This window comes from Pseudomonas sp. FSL R10-1339 (assembly GCF_009600545.1).
GTDB lineage: Bacteria > Pseudomonadota > Gammaproteobacteria > Pseudomonadales > Pseudomonadaceae > Aquipseudomonas > Aquipseudomonas bubulae.
In genome coordinates this window covers 12,114-29,014 of record NZ_WIVQ01000014.1, presented here as the reverse complement: position 1 = coordinate 29,014, position 16,901 = coordinate 12,114, and the positions used below count along the sequence as shown (strand labels likewise).

Annotated in this window: 19 protein-coding genes and 1 tRNA gene; 11 read left to right on the top strand and 9 right to left on the bottom strand. The window is 54.9% G+C overall.

The window, feature by feature from the left end:
- Nucleotides 1-68 precede the first annotated feature (68 nt).
- From ybgC to GHO03_RS06915, 10 genes are all read left to right on the top strand, one after another.
- The gene (gene ybgC / locus GHO03_RS06960) at nucleotides 69-536 is read left to right on the top strand and encodes a tol-pal system-associated acyl-CoA thioesterase (protein WP_016782230.1); all 468 of its coding nucleotides are present in this window, start codon (nucleotides 69-71) and stop codon (nucleotides 534-536) included.
- On the top strand, nucleotides 526-1,221 hold the full coding sequence (gene tolQ / locus GHO03_RS06955) for a protein TolQ (protein ID WP_048363571.1): 696 nt from the start codon (nucleotides 526-528) through the stop codon (nucleotides 1,219-1,221). Before ybgC ends, tolQ begins: the two co-directional genes overlap by 11 nt.
- Before the next feature lie 23 nt (nucleotides 1,222-1,244).
- Nucleotides 1,245-1,697, top strand: coding sequence for a protein TolR (gene tolR, locus GHO03_RS06950; protein WP_162200692.1), 453 nt, complete (start codon nucleotides 1,245-1,247; stop codon nucleotides 1,695-1,697).
- On the top strand, nucleotides 1,697-2,791 hold the full coding sequence (gene tolA, locus GHO03_RS06945; protein WP_133144214.1) for a cell envelope integrity protein TolA: 1,095 nt from the start codon (nucleotides 1,697-1,699) through the stop codon (nucleotides 2,789-2,791). The genes tolR and tolA overlap by 1 nt, the downstream gene beginning before the upstream one ends.
- A 47-nt stretch (nucleotides 2,792-2,838) precedes the next feature.
- Nucleotides 2,839-4,089 carry a Tol-Pal system beta propeller repeat protein TolB gene (tolB, locus tag GHO03_RS06940; protein ID WP_016782234.1) on the top strand — a complete coding sequence of 417 codons (1,251 nt, stop codon included), beginning with the start codon at nucleotides 2,839-2,841 and terminating at the stop codon, nucleotides 4,087-4,089.
- Nucleotides 4,090-4,144: 55 nt separating this feature from the next.
- Nucleotides 4,145-4,645, top strand: coding sequence for a peptidoglycan-associated lipoprotein Pal (gene pal / locus GHO03_RS06935; RefSeq protein WP_003441254.1), 501 nt, complete (start codon nucleotides 4,145-4,147; stop codon nucleotides 4,643-4,645).
- A 6-nt stretch (nucleotides 4,646-4,651) separates the two neighbouring features.
- A complete protein-coding gene (gene ybgF / locus GHO03_RS06930; RefSeq protein ID WP_153399447.1) occupies nucleotides 4,652-5,470 on the top strand; it encodes a tol-pal system protein YbgF in 819 nt (272 codons plus the stop codon).
- 163 nt (nucleotides 5,471-5,633) lie between these two features.
- Entirely contained in the window at nucleotides 5,634-6,281 is a 648-nt protein-coding gene (gene queE, locus GHO03_RS06925) for a 7-carboxy-7-deazaguanine synthase QueE (protein WP_095001773.1), read from the top strand.
- Between the two features lies 1 nt (nucleotide 6,282).
- Nucleotides 6,283-6,975 (top strand): 7-cyano-7-deazaguanine synthase QueC, encoded by a 693-nt coding sequence (queC, locus tag GHO03_RS06920; protein WP_095001772.1) that lies wholly within the window; start codon nucleotides 6,283-6,285, stop codon nucleotides 6,973-6,975.
- A gap of 74 nt (nucleotides 6,976-7,049) precedes the next feature.
- Nucleotides 7,050-7,125: transfer RNA gene (locus tag GHO03_RS06915), tRNA-Lys, on the top strand.
- A 361-nt stretch (nucleotides 7,126-7,486) separates the two neighbouring features.
- Here the strand turns inward: GHO03_RS06915 and xerC are convergent.
- From xerC to GHO03_RS06895, 4 genes are all read right to left on the bottom strand, one after another.
- Complete coding sequence (gene xerC, locus GHO03_RS06910) at nucleotides 7,487-8,866, bottom strand: tyrosine recombinase XerC (protein WP_153399445.1); 1,380 nt, start codon at nucleotides 8,864-8,866, stop codon at nucleotides 7,487-7,489.
- Complete coding sequence (gene mobH / locus GHO03_RS06905; RefSeq protein ID WP_153399442.1) at nucleotides 8,863-10,686, bottom strand: MobH family relaxase; 1,824 nt, start codon at nucleotides 10,684-10,686, stop codon at nucleotides 8,863-8,865. The genes xerC and mobH overlap by 4 nt, the downstream gene beginning before the upstream one ends.
- Before the next feature lie 378 nt (nucleotides 10,687-11,064).
- Nucleotides 11,065-11,421, bottom strand: a complete 357-nt coding sequence (locus GHO03_RS06900; RefSeq protein WP_153399439.1) for a type II toxin-antitoxin system RelE/ParE family toxin — start codon at nucleotides 11,419-11,421, stop codon at nucleotides 11,065-11,067.
- Nucleotides 11,422-11,423: 2 nt separating this feature from the next.
- Nucleotides 11,424-11,714, bottom strand: a complete 291-nt coding sequence (locus GHO03_RS06895) for a type II toxin-antitoxin system ParD family antitoxin (protein WP_153399436.1) — start codon at nucleotides 11,712-11,714, stop codon at nucleotides 11,424-11,426.
- Nucleotides 11,715-11,826: 112 nt separating this feature from the next.
- Between GHO03_RS06895 and GHO03_RS06890 the strand changes: the two genes are divergently transcribed.
- Complete coding sequence (locus GHO03_RS06890; RefSeq protein ID WP_153399433.1) at nucleotides 11,827-12,180, top strand: hypothetical protein; 354 nt, start codon at nucleotides 11,827-11,829, stop codon at nucleotides 12,178-12,180.
- A gap of 28 nt (nucleotides 12,181-12,208) precedes the next feature.
- Here the strand turns inward: GHO03_RS06890 and GHO03_RS06885 are convergent, their stop codons facing one another.
- From GHO03_RS06885 to GHO03_RS06865, 5 genes are read right to left on the bottom strand one after another with little or no spacing between them, the layout of a single operon-like run.
- Nucleotides 12,209-13,747 carry a conjugal transfer protein TraG N-terminal domain-containing protein gene (locus GHO03_RS06885; protein ID WP_372241713.1) on the bottom strand — a complete coding sequence of 513 codons (1,539 nt, stop codon included), beginning with the start codon at nucleotides 13,745-13,747 and terminating at the stop codon, nucleotides 12,209-12,211.
- Nucleotides 13,744-14,082, bottom strand: coding sequence for a hypothetical protein (locus tag GHO03_RS06880; protein ID WP_153399431.1), 339 nt, complete (start codon nucleotides 14,080-14,082; stop codon nucleotides 13,744-13,746). Before GHO03_RS06880 ends, GHO03_RS06885 begins: the two co-directional genes overlap by 4 nt.
- 10 nt (nucleotides 14,083-14,092) lie before the next feature.
- Nucleotides 14,093-15,463 (bottom strand): integrating conjugative element protein, encoded by a 1,371-nt coding sequence (locus GHO03_RS06875; protein WP_153399429.1) that lies wholly within the window; start codon nucleotides 15,461-15,463, stop codon nucleotides 14,093-14,095.
- Nucleotides 15,460-16,398, bottom strand: a complete 939-nt coding sequence (locus GHO03_RS06870) for a TIGR03756 family integrating conjugative element protein (protein ID WP_153399427.1) — start codon at nucleotides 16,396-16,398, stop codon at nucleotides 15,460-15,462. Before GHO03_RS06870 ends, GHO03_RS06875 begins: the two co-directional genes overlap by 4 nt.
- A complete protein-coding gene (locus tag GHO03_RS06865) occupies nucleotides 16,395-16,784 on the bottom strand; it encodes a TIGR03757 family integrating conjugative element protein (RefSeq protein WP_153399476.1) in 390 nt (129 codons plus the stop codon). The genes GHO03_RS06870 and GHO03_RS06865 overlap by 4 nt, the downstream gene beginning before the upstream one ends.
- Between the last annotated feature and the right edge of the window lie 117 nt (nucleotides 16,785-16,901).

The window sequence follows — 16,901 nt, the reverse complement described above, 5'->3', positions numbered from 1 at the left end:
ATAAAGGCCAAGAAGCGTAAAAAACAGTGGTTTGGCGGATTGGCAACCTGAGGAGTAAGCACTAGAGTATGCGCGCGCAAAACAGGCTTGAGCCGTTCGCACATCGCTGTCGCGTTTATTACGAGGACACCGATGCGGGTGGCGTCGTGTATTACGTAAATTATCTAAAGTTTATGGAGCGGGCTCGAACCGAAAGGCTGCGGGAATTGGGGTTTGCCCAGTCCGCGCTGGCAGGCGAGAACCTGTTATTTGTCGTGCATTCCAGCGAGGCGCGCTACCACGCACCGGCGCGACTGGACGACGAACTGTTGGTAAGTGCGCAAGTGATGGAACTCAACCGTGCCAGCCTGCGTTTCAAGCAGCAGGTCTGGCGGGCTGCAGATGCAACGCTGCTCTGTGAAGGGCAGTTTTTGGTGGCCTGTGTGCGCGCCGATAGTTTTAAACCCCGAGCCATTCCCGAAGCTCTACGTACGGCCTTTGCCGACGTGAGCGGCGCGGGTAAACATTTAGAGCAGGAGATAAAGCGTGGAAGCTAACGTCGTCGACCATTCCTCCATGTGGAGCTTGGTCAGCAATGCCAGCATTGTTGTGCAGTTGGTAATGTTGACCCTGCTGGCCGCATCGGTTACCTCGTGGGTCATGATTTTTCAGCGCAGCACCATGTTGCGCGCCGGTCGACGTGCCCTTGAAAGCTTTGAAGAGCGTTTTTGGTCGGGTATCGACCTGTCGAAACTGTATCGTCAGGCAGGTAGCAATCCGGATCCGGACTCGGGCGTGGAACAAATCTTTCGTGCCGGTTTCAAAGAGTTCTCGCGTCTGCGTCAGCAGCCGGGCGTTGATCCTGAAGCGGTTATGGAAGGTGTGGCGCGTGCCATGCGCGTGGCCATCTCCCGTGAAGAAGAAAAGCTTGAGCAAAGCTTGCCGTTCCTGGCCACCGTTGGTTCCGTAAGCCCGTATATCGGCCTGTTCGGTACCGTATGGGGCATCATGAACTCCTTCCGTGGCCTGGCCACTGCCCAGCAGGCGACACTGGCGACTGTAGCGCCAGGCATTGCCGAAGCACTGATCGCAACGGCCATCGGCTTGTTCGCGGCCATCCCGGCAGTTATTGCTTACAACCGTTTTGCTGCCCGTAGCGAAACGCTGATCGGCCGCTACTACACCTTCGCCGATGAATTCCAGGCGATCCTGCACCGCAAAGTGCACACCAGCGAAGAATAAGCAGGTAATTTCCAATGGCTTTAATCGCTCGAGCGCGTAAAAAGCGCAAGCCGGTCGCCGAGATGAACGTAGTGCCTTACATCGACGTGATGCTGGTGCTGCTGGTCATTTTCATGGTGACCGCACCGATGCTCAACCAGGGTGTGAAGGTTGATTTGCCCAAGGTCTCCAGCGAGGCTTTGCCGCAAGACAACAATACCCAGGTTCTGACCATTTCGATCAAGGCTGACAAGACCTATTTCTGGAACCTTGGCAGCGAAGTCGACACCGACAAGCAGATGGACAAGGCAATGACCTTGCCCCAGATGACTGACGCCGTGACCAAGATCATCCGCGCAGGCAATGAAGGCGGCAAGCACACCCAGGTGTTTATTCGCGGTGACAAGACCGTGGATTACGGGGCGGTAATGGGGGCTATGGGTGGTCTGCAGAAGGCCGGGGTCGGTAACGTTGGCTTGATAACCGAGGCTCCCTGATGCGCGAACAGCGGGAGCCGTCCGCCTCTGAAAACTATTTTTGGCCTGCAGTCTGGGCGGTAGGGTTGCACGTCCTGATTTTTGGCATGCTGTTTGTCAGCTTTGCCATGACTCCGGAACTGCCGCCTTCCAAACCGATTGTTCAGGCGACCTTGTACCAGCTCAAGTCCAAAAGTCAGGCGACCACCCAGACCAATCAAAAGATTGCGGGTGAGGCGAAGAAATCCGCCGCGCGCCAGACCGAAGTCGAGCAGATGGAACAAAAGAAGGTTGAGCAGGAAGCTGTAAAAGCTGCGGAACAAAAGAAAGAAGAGGCTGCCGAAAAAGCTGCAGAAGCCAAGAAGGCTGACGAAGCCAAAGCGAGCGAGGCCAAAAAGGCAGACGAGGCGAAGAAGGCTGATGAAGCCAAGAAAGCCGATGATGCCAAAAAGGCCACTGAAGCCAAAAAAGCCGAAGAGAAAAAACTGGCTGACATAGCCAAGAAAAAATCCGAGGAAGAGGCCAAGAAGGCTGCGGAAGAAGAGGCCAAGAAAAAGGCCGCGGAAGACGCCAAGAAAAAAGCGGCTGAAGATGCGAAGAAAAAAGCAGCTGAAGACGCCAAGAAAAAGGCCGTAGCAGACGAGGCGAAAAAGAAATCCGCCGAAGATGCGAAGAAAAAGGCCGCTGCCGATGCCGCCAAGAAAAAGGCCGTGGAAGCAGCTCGTAAATCGACCGAAGAGAAAAAGGCGCAAGCCTTGGCTGATTTGCTTTCCGATACGCCGCAACGCCAGCAGGCGCTGGCAGATGAGCAAGGGGATGAGGTCGCCGGCAGTTTCGATGACTTGATTCGTGCTCGTGCAGCAGAAGGGTGGGCCCGTCCGCCATCGGCGCGCAAAAACATGACAGTGGTGCTGCAGATCGGCATGTTGCCAGATGGTACGGTAACCTCTGTGACGGTTGCCAAATCCAGCGGTGACGGACCGTTCGACAGCTCCGCAGTGGCAGCGGTCAAGAATATTGGCCGTTTAACGGAAATGCAGGGTATGAAGCCCAGCGATTTTAATCCTTATCGATCGTTCAAGATGACATTCACACCTGAGGATCTAGCCTTGTGATTAAACTTTTTCGAGGACTGCTGGTCGTCGTCTGCTGCCTGGCAGGGATGGCTGTAGCAGATGAAAAGAACATCCTGGTCACCAGTGGCAGCGATCGGGCAACGCCAATTGCCGTAGTCCCTTTTGGTTGGCAGGGCGGTACAGTGCTGCCGGACGACATGGCTGAAATTATCGGCAATGACCTGCGCAACTCGGGTTACTACGCGCCGATTCCAAAGCAGAACATGATCGGCTTGCCTACCCAGGCCAGCGAAGTCATTTTCCGCGACTGGAAAGCCCTGGGTGCCCAGTACGTAATGGTTGGCAATATCGTGCCGGCAGGCGGTCGCCTGCAGGTGCAATACGCCTTGTTCAACGTTGCAACCGAGCAGCCAGTACTGACTGGCAGTGTGTCGGGCACGGCTGAGCAGTTGCGGGACATGGCGCATTACATCTCCGATCAGTCGTTTGAAAAACTGACCGGTATCAAAGGTGCATTCTCCACCCGTCTTCTTTATGTGACGGCCGAGCGTGCCAGTGCCACCAATACCCGTTACACCCTGCAACGTTCGGACTACGACGGTGCCCGTGCCGTGACCCTGCTGCAATCCCGTGAGCCGATTCTGTCGCCGCGTTTTGCGCCCGATGGCAAACGCATCGCTTATGTGTCGTTCGAGCAGAAACGTCCTCGCATCTTCGTGCAGAACATTGATACCGGCCGCCGTGAGCAGATCACCAATTTCGAAGGTCTGAACGGTGCGCCAGCATGGTCGCCGGACGGCTCGAAACTGGCGTTCGTATTGTCCAAGGACGGTAATGCCGAGATCTATGTGATGGATCTGGCTTCCCGCGGGTTGACTCGTGTCACCAACAACCCTGCAATTGATACAGAACCTTTCTGGGGTAAAGATGGTTCTACCATCTATTTCACCTCCGACCGTGGCGGCAAACCACAGATCTACAAGACCAACGTTGGCAGCGGTAACGCAGAGCGCGTGACCTTTATCGGCAACTACAACGCCAGTCCTAAGCTTTCGGCTGACGAAAAGACCCTGGTAATGATCCATCGTCAGGACGGTTTCACCAATTTCCGTGTTGCGGCGCAAGATTTGCAGCGTGGAAGCGTGAAAATCCTCACAGATACCAACCTTGATGAGTCTGCTACTGTTGCGCCCAACGGCACCATGGTAATCTACGCCACCCGCCAGCAGGGCCGGGGAGTCTTGATGCTCGTGTCCATTAATGGACGCGTAAGGCTCCCTCTTCCTACCGCTCAAGGCGAAGTCAGAGAACCTTCCTGGTCCCCTTACCTGAACTGACGTGGTGATAGCTTTACGTTGCACATAACACTTGGGGTTCATTAGGAGTTTTACGATGGAAATGCTGAAGTTTGGTAAATTTGCTGCGCTGGCACTGGCCATGGCTGTAGCTGTAGGTTGCTCGTCCAAAGGCGGCGACAATGCCGGTGAAGGCGCTGCTGTTGATCCAAACGCTGGTTACGGCGCAAACACTGGCGCTGTTGATGGTTCCCTGAGCGAAGAAGCTGCTCTGCGCGCTATCACTGTTTTCTACTTCGAATACGATTCTTCGGACCTGAAACCAGAAGCAATGCGCGCTCTGGACGTTCACGCCAAAGACCTGAAAGCTAACGGCGCTCGCGTTGTTCTGGAAGGTAACACTGACGCCCGTGGTACTCGTGAGTACAACATGGCACTGGGCGAGCGTCGTGCGAAAGCCGTTCAACGCTACCTGGTACTGCAAGGCGTTTCTCCAGCACAGCTGGAGCTGGTGTCCTACGGTAAAGAGCGTCCAATCGCTACTGGCAACGACGAACAGTCGTGGGCTCAAAACCGTCGCGTCGAACTGCGTAAGTAATTCGTCATGCGAACGTGCCGCCGTGCTGTAACTATTCTGACTCTCAGCCTCCTGCCGCTATCGGCATGGGCTGCGGTTCCTGTGGTCGATGACAACTCTGGCTATAACAATAGCGGGGGGAGTTATCCGTCACCGGGTTATGGTGCGAGCGGCGCCTATGCCGGGGGAGGGGTTTCGACCCCTGTCTCGGCACAGGGCGAGCTGTTCAACCAGCTGCAACAAATGCAGGAACAGATTGCACGCCAACAGGGTGTGATTGAAGTTCTGCAGAACGACATTTCGCGCATGAAACAAGAAAGCCTGGAGCGATACCAGGAACTTGATCGGCGTATTGGTGCTGGCATTGCTCCTGCTGCCGCCCCTGATAATTCTTCTGCTGGTGGCGCTAATGCCGCCGGTAATACAGCAGCGCCTGCTTCCCAGGCCGCTGCCAGTGCCGAGCCTGGCGATCCGGCGAAAGAGAAGCTCTATTACGATGCTGCTTTCGACCTGATCAAAGCCAAGGACTTCGACAAGGCCAGCCAGGCATTTACTGCCTTTCTGCGCAAATACCCCAACAGTCAGTACGCGGGTAACGCCCAGTACTGGTTGGGAGAAGTAAACCTGGCCAAAGGTGATTTGCAAGCGGCAGGCCAGGCCTTTTCCAAGGTCAGCCAGTTGTACCCCAAGCATGCCAAAGTGCCGGACTCGCTCTACAAGCTTGCTGATGTAGAGCGTCGCCTGGGCCATACCGATAAGGTAAAAGGCATTCTGCAGCAGGTTGTGGCCCAGTATCCAGGCACTTCCGCTGCACAGTTGGCGCAACGCGATTTGCAGCGTATGTAAGCAATAACCGGCTTTAATCGAGAAACCCGCGCCTGTCGCGGGTTTTTTCGTTAGAATCCACGCCCTTTTATGAAATACGCTCTTCTGGATCCTGCGCGAGCAGATTTTTTGGAGTGCCTGACGGAGGCGGACAGCCTGTTTAGCTGTTACGCCCGTGGCGAATATGCAAGACACATTGAGAATTACCGAAGTTTTTTACTCGTTGCAGGGTGAAACGCGGACGGCTGGCCTGCCCACCGTTTTTGTGCGCCTGACTGGTTGCCCTTTGCGCTGCGGTTACTGTGACAGCGCTTATGCCTTCAGTGGCGGGACTGTGCGCCCTCTGGACGACATCCTTGAGCAGGTTGCCGGCTTTCGCCCGCGTTATGTGTGCGTGACAGGCGGCGAGCCGCTGGCCCAGCCCAATGCCATTCCTCTACTTAAGCAGCTCTGCGATGCGGGCTATGAAGTCTCGATCGAGACCAGTGGTGCGCTGGATATCTCGGCGGTAGATCCGCGCGTCAGTCGCGTGCTGGATTTGAAAACGCCGGGCTCCAAGGAGTCCCACCGCAACCTCTACGAAAACATCGCCCTGTTGACGCCCAACGACCAGGTCAAGTTTGTGATCTGCTCGCGGGAAGACTATGACTGGGCAGTGTCCAAGTTGATTGAATACGGGCTGGAGCGACGTGCAGGCGAAGTACTGTTTTCGCCGAGCCACCATGACCTGTCAGCCCGTGACCTGGCCGACTGGATCGTGGCGGATAACCTGCCAGTACGTTTGCAAATGCAGCTGCACAAATATCTGTGGAATGACGAGCCGGGGCGCTGAAATGACTGAACAAACTGTTGTCACTGAAAAACGGGCCGTGATCCTGCTGTCTGGTGGCCTCGACTCGGCAACCGTCGTGGCCATGGCTCGTGCCGAGGGCTACAGCTGCTACACCATGAGCTTTGACTACGGTCAGCGCCATCGTGCTGAACTGGACGCTGCTGCACGTGTTGCACGGGATCTGGGGGCTGTTGAGCATAAAGTTATCGGCCTGAACCTGGACGGCATGGGTGGCTCGGCATTGACCGACAGCTCCATAGACGTGCCTGAGGCCCCGAGTGAAGGCATTCCGGTTACTTATGTTCCGGCACGCAATACCGTGTTCCTGTCCTTGGCGCTGGGTTGGGCAGAAGTGCTGCAGGCGCGAGATATTTTTATCGGTGTCAATGCGGTGGACTACTCGGGTTACCCGGACTGCCGTCCAGAGTTTATCGAGGCCTTTGAAGTCATGGCCAACCTGGCGACCAAGGCCGGAGTAGAGGGGCAGGGATTCAGTATCAAGGCGCCTCTGCAAAACCTGAGCAAGGCACAAATCGTACAGGCTGGTATAAAGCTGGGCGTGGACTATTCGCTGACTGTTTCCTGCTACCAGGCTGACAATCAAGGGCGTGCCTGTGGCAAATGCGACAGTTGCCGTTTGCGTGCAGAAGGCTTTGCAGCTGCCGGAATTAGCGACCCAACCCGTTATTTTTGAATTATTTCCGATTTATTTCTGAGCGGGTATTGAATTCTCGTTAGAAATCAGTATTATACGCCCCACAACGAAGCGGGTCGTTAGCTCAGTTGGTAGAGCAGTTGGCTTTTAACCAATTGGTCGTAGGTTCGAATCCCACACGACCCACCATATCGCTACACCAAAACAGCCGGTCTAGTCCTCAGGATTAACCGGCTTTTTTGTGCCTGGGATTTGGCGGGGCGAGGGCTGGAAGGTGGTTTGAGCTTTCACCAACGTACAGACATGCAGCCGTCTGAATCGAACACTAATTTCGACTTCAGGTGATGTCAATATGGAGCGGTCGAGTTCTTGGCTGTTTTTAGCGATTTAAGCAATGTCTGTCGGAAGGTGGATTTTTCTGTTGCAGGAACATTCTTTTTGCTCTGAAAAGCGTTTCCGATGATCGCTACCTTGAGCTTACAAGCCTGCTCATATCTCTCCGGGATTAGTTGCCATCAGTCCGATTGGTACGATCCTGGTTCCGCATTTCCTAGCCCCAATTGTGGATCTTCATGCCACCGACCTGACTGATCATCAAGGTGAGCAGCAGAGAGGGCTCCGTACCTTCATCCATGGCGGCTGGTGGAAGCCCCAGTTCTTGCCACCATGTGCCAGGTCCATCCCATGTCAGCTCATGACTGAGCCCCGTACCCACTGGAAGAATTGTCTGTTCAAGTGTGTATCGCTCGGAAGCCAGGCTGGTGACCTGAGTCAGCAGCTTTGATGTCGATGAGGGTTCGGCTGGTAATAGCGGCGGCGGAGACGCTGCTTGGATTTTTTCTACTTTCTTGACCTGCGTGAAAGCAGTTAGCGTGGCTTCACATGGGGGTGGGCAGTCCTGAGCGGGTTCTAGCTCGGCAACCGCTGCAGGCAATTCCACCAAAGTGGCCATAGGCCTCTGTTCGTCCACACGTCGCTCGAGAGCGACCGCCCCCTGAATCAGGCTGCGTTCGTGCAGCACGGTTCTCATATGATCGTAATCGGTCTCAATGTAGGACAGGGTCGTAGCAATATTCGAATGATTGAGCAGGCTTTTGGTCAGGTGGATATTTCGTTCCGGTTGGCGCATCAGGTCTGTAGCCAGCGTATGCCTGAACCGGTGAGGGGTCATTCGAACGCCCATTTTTTCAATAAGCTTGCGATACATTCCTTCGACCTGGTCAATATTCATGACCTTTGATCGGTAGTGGCTGGAAAACCTGTTGACGTTGAAAATCTGGTCATTCGGTCCGAAACCAATTTCATCGGCGGCATCTAGCAGCCTGCGAATATGGGGCTCCAGGCCAACTGGAATGGGTATGAAAAATTCACGGTGGGTTTTTTCTGTATCAGCCTGTACTTGAATCAGGCGATTGCCCCAATCGATGTCCCGGTACCGCAAATTCAGTAGCGCATTGATACGAATCCCCGAGTAATAAAACATCTCGTACACGGTGAGCCAGAACCAGGCGGGCGTTATTTTGCTGCGTTCATTTGTGCTGTGCTCTTCGATCACCAGTGACTTTAGCCATTCGCGCGCAGTCCGTATCGCGTTACGGTCAATCGTTTTACTGGCTCTTCTCGGTGGGTTGACCGTGGTTTTCTTGAACGGATTGATTGCGCAATGAGTCAAGGTGCCTTGTTCAATGGCATATCCCCATATGCTGCGCAGGTGGTTTGAATAGGTGTTCCAGCTTTGTTTGGTAAGTCCTTCTGCCAATACTTTTCTGCGCCATCCCAATATTGAGCGGTGGTCAATATCTTTGACGGATACGCTGTGACCAAAATGCCTGAGCAGCGCGCGGGTTGAGGCCAGGTAGATCTTCCCGCTGGCTTCTCGAAGGTCATGGGTAAAAATGTAGTCCTGAGTCAATTCCAGCGGGGTGTTCATTTGGAGCCCTCGGCTGATTCGACGACAAGACTCAGGCTCACATTGTCGAATGGGACTTCATTGAACACAGTCAGTGGGTCTTGCAGCAGGTAGCCGCGTAGCTTTATGGTGCTGCGTGGCCCAGCCACATTACATGTCCAGATGTTGAGGCTTTTTGCTGTTTTGCGATGCAGTTTCAGTTTCTCAAAGCTGCGCTGCACCAGTTGCCATGCATTCAACTCCTGGGCTTTCGCCTGGGCTTCAAGGGCAGGAAACTCCAGTACAAACCTTTTGAAAATTCCGGGTGTCACCAGCATTGCAGTCCCCGCTACGGTATGCACCAGTGCTTTGGTGTCATTGATGATGATTCGCCGGGAAGCGATCCCCTCCTTGAGCCAATCAACAAACCCCTGGCCCAGTTCGATTTTCTGACGGGGAGGTGCGGTTAGGGTTTCTGTCACGTCCTCATTTCCTGCATCGGCCAGCGGCGTCTCTGGCTGACTGGGGCTTGTATCTGGGCGAGATTCCAGCGGGGCTTTGATGTTGTCTAGAAGCGCCATCAATGCTTCAACCTCGGCGGGGTCGCTGCTGGATGGGGGGAGGTGCTCGAACAAAGCATTTGTAGTTGCTGCAAATGGGGTTGCTGAATCCACCTGCGGTGGTTGTTGCAAAGTAGAGGGGAGGCTCTGGGCATCGGGGGTGCCTGATTCGTCGACCTGTACCGTTCCCGAGTAAGCAGCGGGACGATCGTTCGCGTCGGTCCAGATTAGGGCAGGAGAGAGCCTGAGCAACGTAAAGGTATTTCGCCAACCGCGGCCGTTATCGATCGTAGCCTTCCAGATCGCCTTGTTCTGGGCATTGGTTTGAATAACACCCTGATCTTGCAGCATGTTGAAGAAGGTCGCATTGGAGCTGGGTATGCCTTCTACGCCTTGAGTCAGCAAGTAGGCTCGAAGCTGATCTGCAATAGGTTTGCTGACGAGCCAGAGTGCATCGTGTGTCAGCCACCCATCTGCCGGCCCATCTGCTTGATTCAGTCTGAGAGTGTCGCGAACCAGGTAGCGCAAACCATCAGCCAGTTGTCGCTGCAAAGACTGCTTGGGCTCAGACAATGCACGTAACGGATTGCCGCCCAACGCTTGGGCGACAGATGCCTGGTCGGCCTTGACGACAATTTCACCGAGAGTTCCAGCGTGCTCGTAGTGGCCAGCCAGAATAAAGATCAACTGCGTCCACAGCTCAGAAAAGCCACTAAGCCAATCCAGAATCTCCGGGGTCAGTACCTGCGTATAAATCAGCGCTGCAGCTGCACCATGAAGCTGGTAGTTACGCCCGTCCACATAGCGGAAGCGATAGGCGCGATTGATGGGGCCGTGCCAAGGGTGCCAGATTTGCCCATCTTCCAGCTCGACGTAAACATCGACAGCAATCTTGCCGAGATCATGTATCAGTGCGGCATAAGCTGCCGCTGCGGTCCAAGCCTCGGCTTGAGCCGATTGCGATTCTGGAGGCGCGCCGATGGGAAGCAGGTAGGTCTGGCGGATTTTCAAGGCATAAGCGACGATTTCCAGACCATGATCCAGCATCCCGCCAAGATGTGCATGGTGGTGGTTCTGTGAGGCTGGGAGTAGCTGAACCAATTCGGCGTAGCGAGCTATTGGGTCCCGGTACAAGCGCGTAAATTGTGCGCGGGATAACGATGCCCGTTGCCAGATGTGCTCCAGCATTTTTTGCCGTCGTGGTGTGGCCAGAAGCATTTGGCCGCAAGCAGGTTGTAAAAAACCGTTTGGGGGCGGTGCTTGGTTAGGAAGTGTTTTGCTACGGCGAAATAAACTAAACATGGCCAGCTCCACATAAGAATCATGGGGCGGGCTTTTCCTCTATCAGATGGGTCCATTCAACGGGAAAATAACACCCGCTGCTCATCCTATTTAAAAAGGCAATATGCCATCACGTCCATGAAGTCGGAGTGATTTTGGGGCCTATAAAAAAGCTTGGAAATCGGATGGGTCTCTTAGCCATGTAGGTGCCGTCGTTTATTCGTTGTCTGTCAGTTGTGTGCGTGACGGCTGAATGGTCGGTAGTTGGTGACAGTGATGGCCTAAGCTATTGCAGGGACAGGCCTTTTGCGCAGCAAGCCCTTTCGGGTAAGGCTTTTACCCTTGTGCTCCCTTCCATTGGCTTCTATCGAGCCATTTCCCTTTTAGCCATTTGTTGGTTCAGTCTTCGGGCAGGTGCAGTCTGACTTCCATGGCATCGTGTAGAAGTCGAACGATCTCGATAACTTGGTCTTGCGCAAGGCGATAGAAAATGATGTGCCGGGGTCGTTGGACTAAACCCTTGGATGTAGCTGCGCGCTTTCGTGAGTGGTACAGGTGAAAACTCTTGAGGCCCGGTGCGATTTCGTCTCGAAAGCTGCTGCCGATCCGGTTGGGTACGGCTGCAATATCTTCCAGAGCAGTGATGATCAGTTCTTGGTAACGCAGCCGGGCAGTGGTGCCGAACTGTGTTTGGGAGTGCCGCAGGATATCCACGATATCTGATTGAGCGGGAGCGGAAATTCGGTACTGCGCCATGCTCAATGACTCTCAGAGGTCGGGAGTGAAGCTTGCTCGCCCAGGTCTGAAATAAACTGACCCAGGTCTTCACCTCGGACTTCTGTAAAACGGCCATCTTCCAGGCTCATCATGCCTAGCGAAGTGGCCTTGCGGAGTGCCTCGAGTTTGGCGGATTCTTCAGCTTCACGCTTTTCAAGGAGGCGCAGACCTTCGCGCAGGACTTCGCTGGCATTCTGATATCGGCCGGACACAACCAGGTCATTTACGACTTGTTCCAGGTGGTCAGTAAGCACTACATTTCGAGTGGCCATGAGATGCTCCAGGTGTCAGAGGGTGTTATTGGCATATTATGCCAATCGGTTTACAAAAGCATTATTCTTGGCGTATAGGTGATTTCAGAAAGGGTTTCAAAGGATATTTAGCATGGTCATTAATACAGCGCATGGGCTTGCACGTCGATTGGGCTTTGGCCTTGGTCGGGTTGTGCGTTTCTTCATTGTTGACGAGAGCCCAGCTCTGCGATGGGCCAAAAGAGTCGTTTTTACCGGGCTGATTGCGGCATTCCTTACATATTTTGGTAGCGGAATTTTGAGTGTGGTGGTGATCCTGCTTGTTTCAGTATTGGTAGCATCGATGCTGGCCAAATCTAGCGGATCAGATAAGAGCGATGGTCATAATGATGCTGTCGCTTCATCCTCTTCAGACGATACAAGCCTTTGGGATACCAATGTATCAGGCAGCTTATGGCGCGGTGAAGATGAGCGCAGAAAGAGATAATCGAATACTCTTGTATTGGTTTTTCTAGCTATTTCACCATGCTGCTCCCCATTGTTTTGACCCCTCCTTCTGCAACTTGACCTCCTTTCTCTCCGGCTCCTCGAACAGCCTGCGTTCCACTGGAGAGTCCTTCAAGAACTTTGCCTGCGCTGATGCCTGCCCAGCCCAATGCCCCCATCCAGAACATGGGAAGAATGATAAACATTGCCCCCATTACGAAATTCAGAATGGCGTCTTGAGTGGCGGTATTCAGCCCCATGACCGGATCAAAGCTCAGATGTGGCGACCCAGAGCCATAAAGCGCATCCAAAATGCTGCTATCGATCCATCGTGCGAGCTGAAACCAGAAGTCGATAAAGATCAGCGCAAAGAAAACCACGGACATCGTCATGGCCACTTTGAGTTGATAGGCGCCGACAACCAGCACCAGTGGAATGCAAATCACCATGGCCATCTTCAAAAATGCCATAACCATGGGTAACGCCTGGCGAACCATATCCATTGCAGGGAAGTAGCCCAAAGAGCCAATCGCGACCCCGAATGTGCCGGTTGCCCGGGCCAGTCCATTCCAAACCGTTCCGCCAATCTGCCCGCCGTAGTCTGTGTACACATCGCCTTGCACTTGATTTGAAGGGGAGACTAATTGTCGAACGAGGGATTCGTTGACCTGCTCTGCGGACAGCCACTTGGCCCATCCCAAGAATCGAGTCAGTACATCGGGGTCGATCTGCTTCTGCAGACGCTCACTCAGTCCTGTACCGCCGTCGCTCCACCATTGTTTGCATGTCGGATACCCGCCACCACCAGTGACCATGGGTAAGCCAACGTCGCGTGCCGGGTTATAGGGCCACAAGGCTCTGGGGGTTCTGGAATAGTCGGTGTCGTAATAGCCTGCTGTATTGAGCAGGTAGCGCGATCCAATCCAGCTCAGGTCAGAGAGGGCATCTGTTTTGTTGTTTCCAGCCACCACGTCAGGACTGCGCATAAACAACCGTGCGCGCGAAGGTCCGTAGCAGTCGTGAGTAAAGTCAGCCACTTCCTGGGCCAGCAACGGGTTGTTAATTCGCGTTTGATCGATCGCCATCCGCATCTGCCGCAGGTCGGTTCCACAGGGGATTGCAGCCACCGAGCCACTAGTCACGGCCTTGGACAGTGCATGCATAAAGGCCCACCACACCGGCATTTGAGCGCTTTTGCCCGCCAGTGAACTGAATGAGGTGTTCCAGCCAGTATCTCCCGGAGCAGGCAGGTTGTATTGGCACTGCTGAGCCCTGCTTTGGTCAAATGCCAGGGTGTCGAAGCTCACATTGACTGCCGGGACTCCACATAGCGCTACGACCACATAACCGATATAGATGCTGGTCTCGATCCGTGCCAGCGAGAGCACGCCCTTGTTGCCCTCGTCAGCACCTTCTCCGCGTACCTTCCCCCATTCGCGAACAACGATGATGCAGAAGGGCAGGGCAAACAACCCGCTATCCTGGATCATCGCCCAAATGCCGTTGTTGATTAGCCAGCCGACCAGGGTCAGGTAGTACTCGAGGTAATCATTGGTGTAGAGGGTCACTGCGTACCCCCGTTCTGAAACAGTACTTTGCTCAGTTCGATAAGCAGTACCAAAAAGACGAACAATATTTCGATTTTCAACAAGCGGCCGCGACTGTTCAGGCGCTGTAGTTTGCACAGACGAGCCTTGAGCTTTAGCCAGCCAACAGACAGTGCGGCGTAGAGCAGCAAACGCCAAGCGAGGAGCGGCCAGTAATAATCTGGCCGCCATTGTTGCCACTGCTGGACGCTGTCGAACAGGCGCAGCAAGGCGGCACTCATCGACACTGCGAGGACGAAGACAGCGAGAAAAACGCCAAGCCCGATGAGGATGCTGTGCCCGATTCGCCGGTTCATGGTCTATGCCTCACTGGTTGCTTTTGGCTGGCGACTGCAACTGGTTCAGGCGGCCAGACTCAGGGTCTCCCTGAAACACCCCGCGAGAGTTTTCAGCCCGGGCTTTACTGCGCTCAATGATGGCCATGGGCGAGTTCTTCGCGAGTTGCTGGCGCATATCCAGCTCGATCTTGAGGTTGCCAATTTCCTGCTGCAGCGACGAACTCTGCAAATTGACGGCCTGCAGGGCCAGATCATTGGCCGCTACATTGGGTTCGCGGCTGCCAGCCAGTAGCGTGCGTTGCAAAACTAACGCCTTCTCCAGCACATCGGATAAAGCGACTTCCGAGGCCAATCGACGGGCAAGCACATCCTGATCACGTTCATCTTTCAGTGCCGCCACCACGCCCCGCGTGATCGGCAATGAATGGCTACTGGCAGCATTTAGATTGTCCACTGACAACGCTTTGCTGCCTGTCAGCAGCTCTTGCAGGGCCTTTAACTTGATATCGTAGGTTTCCTGGATAAGAGGTGTCAGGCCCACGCCTGCGGCAGTGACCGTTTTTGGACAGTTGTCACAGGTCTGTTGCTGCTGCTCCCCCAATACACGGTTGGCGAAAGTGCTGGCTTCCTGAGGGGAAGACCAAACATTGCACACCAGTCCATTGCCGCAGATGTCCTTGTTGATCGAGGACGAGTCATTGGCTGCGCGTTTGTTCAGCAGGTTGTACCCGGCCCTGGTGACATCCCCCACGATGCGAATCGGCTTTTGCCCGGAGCCTCCTGCGCGATCACCACCGACCCAGGTCACGCCATCATTGCCGCCTTTCTTTTCGACTTGTTCGACTGCAGATACGGCGTCCGTATTGGACTGCAAGGTCTTGCTCATAGCCTGGCCTTCGGCAAGCTTGCCCCAGCCCATTTGGTTGCCTGCGATATCGGCCATCCTGTCGCCGATGGCGCGGCAGGTACTTTTGGAGCGGTCAAAGTCCAGGCGGGCCTGCAGAATGCCATTGGTAATCAAGTTGTAGAGGGCCGGGTTTGCACGTTGAAGGATCAAGGCGGGCAGTGAGGCCACCGCACCAGTGGCGTTCTGCACTACTGAAGTCATGATGTTTTGGAAACCAGCAGTTGCCCCGTTCAACTGATTTTCCAGCGTGTTACTTAGGCTCATGTTTCCGCAGACCAGATTGCTGTTCCAGCCGCCGCCCACTTCGATGCTGTCCATATTCCCGGCACTGCCCATCGTCACCGCGCTGCCGCCGCCGATGCTGTAAAGCACATCGTCACCGATCACACTGCCGGAGGAAGAGGCGCCAATGGGATCAGCGGAAAAAATCGCTGCACTGACCAACGCGCACAACAACCCAAGCCCAGTTGCTGTCAGCTTTAATCTGCTCATTGTTGGAAGTCCGTGCTGCCGAGAAAAGTTTGACCGCGCCGCTGGCAGCACGAATAAGGCCGCCACAGTGCCCAGGCATAGCCACCGTCCTCTGCCTGAATCTGAGCTTCCCTATTGGGAAAAACAGCGCAGGACTGGCTCGTGCGTGGTGTCAGTTCTTGCCATTTACCGGTCTTGGCGTCGCCCTCAACCAGCTCGCCAGCAGGCCAATACCCATCCTTGGCCTTGGCCTGCATGGGTAAGTAAACGTGGATCTGCCCGGAGCGCGTGGTGATATCACCTGCCCGCTGAGCGATCACAGCTCCGGTTTTGTAGTCGTCCGACTGATGCAAAAAACCACTGCGCGGATACACATTGCCCCACAAATCCGCAGTGGCCATGCTGCCGACCTCTCGCCGCCCGGGTATCAATGCTTCGGGGTAAACGGTTTCGGGGATGCCATATCGCCAGGCTATCGGATCAAGCGTGCTGACGAAGTAGGGCACCAGAGGCAGTGTCGCGCCCTGACAGGCATACCCCGAAGCACTGGCAAACTGACTGAATGTGGCACCGCCCGGGTGGCCAATCACATCTGCTTCCTTGAACTTCAGCGCCGCGTTTTCGCCGATATGGTTGGTGGTCGCGTCATTGCCTGCCTGAGACAGTGGGGTAGGCGTACCGAGTACCGACAGCTCGGCCCACGGATTCGCTCCTGTATTGGAATACGCCGACACCACCGCGTCCGGTATGTAGTGGCGAACCTTGGTCGAAGTCCTCACCTTGCAGCCGAAGGCCGTGCACAGCAGCCAGTAGCAGATGCCGACCACCTTGTACTCAAGGCACTGTGGCGAGAGCGAGGAGGCAATAATGCTGGCCGAGTTGATTGATGCGGATGCGCTGAAGGGCAGGCTGCAGATAAGGGCCAGCGAGACGGGGCGCAGCAGGTGGCGGCTCATTGCGGCTGGCTCCTGGCGCGGTTGATCAGCTCCAGGGCCTTGGCCACATCCGGTTCGCCATAGACCACATAACGTCTATCAACGACCACGGCCGGGATCTTCTCGATACCCATGCTCCAGGCATCGGTTAGAGCTTGCTGGGCTTTGGCGAGGTCGGATTGCAAGCGTTTGCCGGAGGGGCTGTTAAGGCGGGCGTGGATGATTGCGGCAGCCTGTTGCGGATCTGGGGGGAGGGCGCGGGATAGTTCGGTTTCGAGGTGGTGTTGTTGGTCCAGCAGAATAACTCGAGCTGTAGACGGCGCTGTTACGGGGTTTGCGGTATCAGTGAAAACCCAAGTATCAGCTTGGGTGAGATTAGCGCTGGAGAGCACGACAAGAGACAGCATCCATAAGAATGATCGGTGGGTGCGGGCGTGACGTGCATACATGGCGCTGTACCTGAAGTGGGCTCAGGTGCAGGAAACAGGAAAGGAATGACGGGTGCAGCAGGAAAACTGTTATTG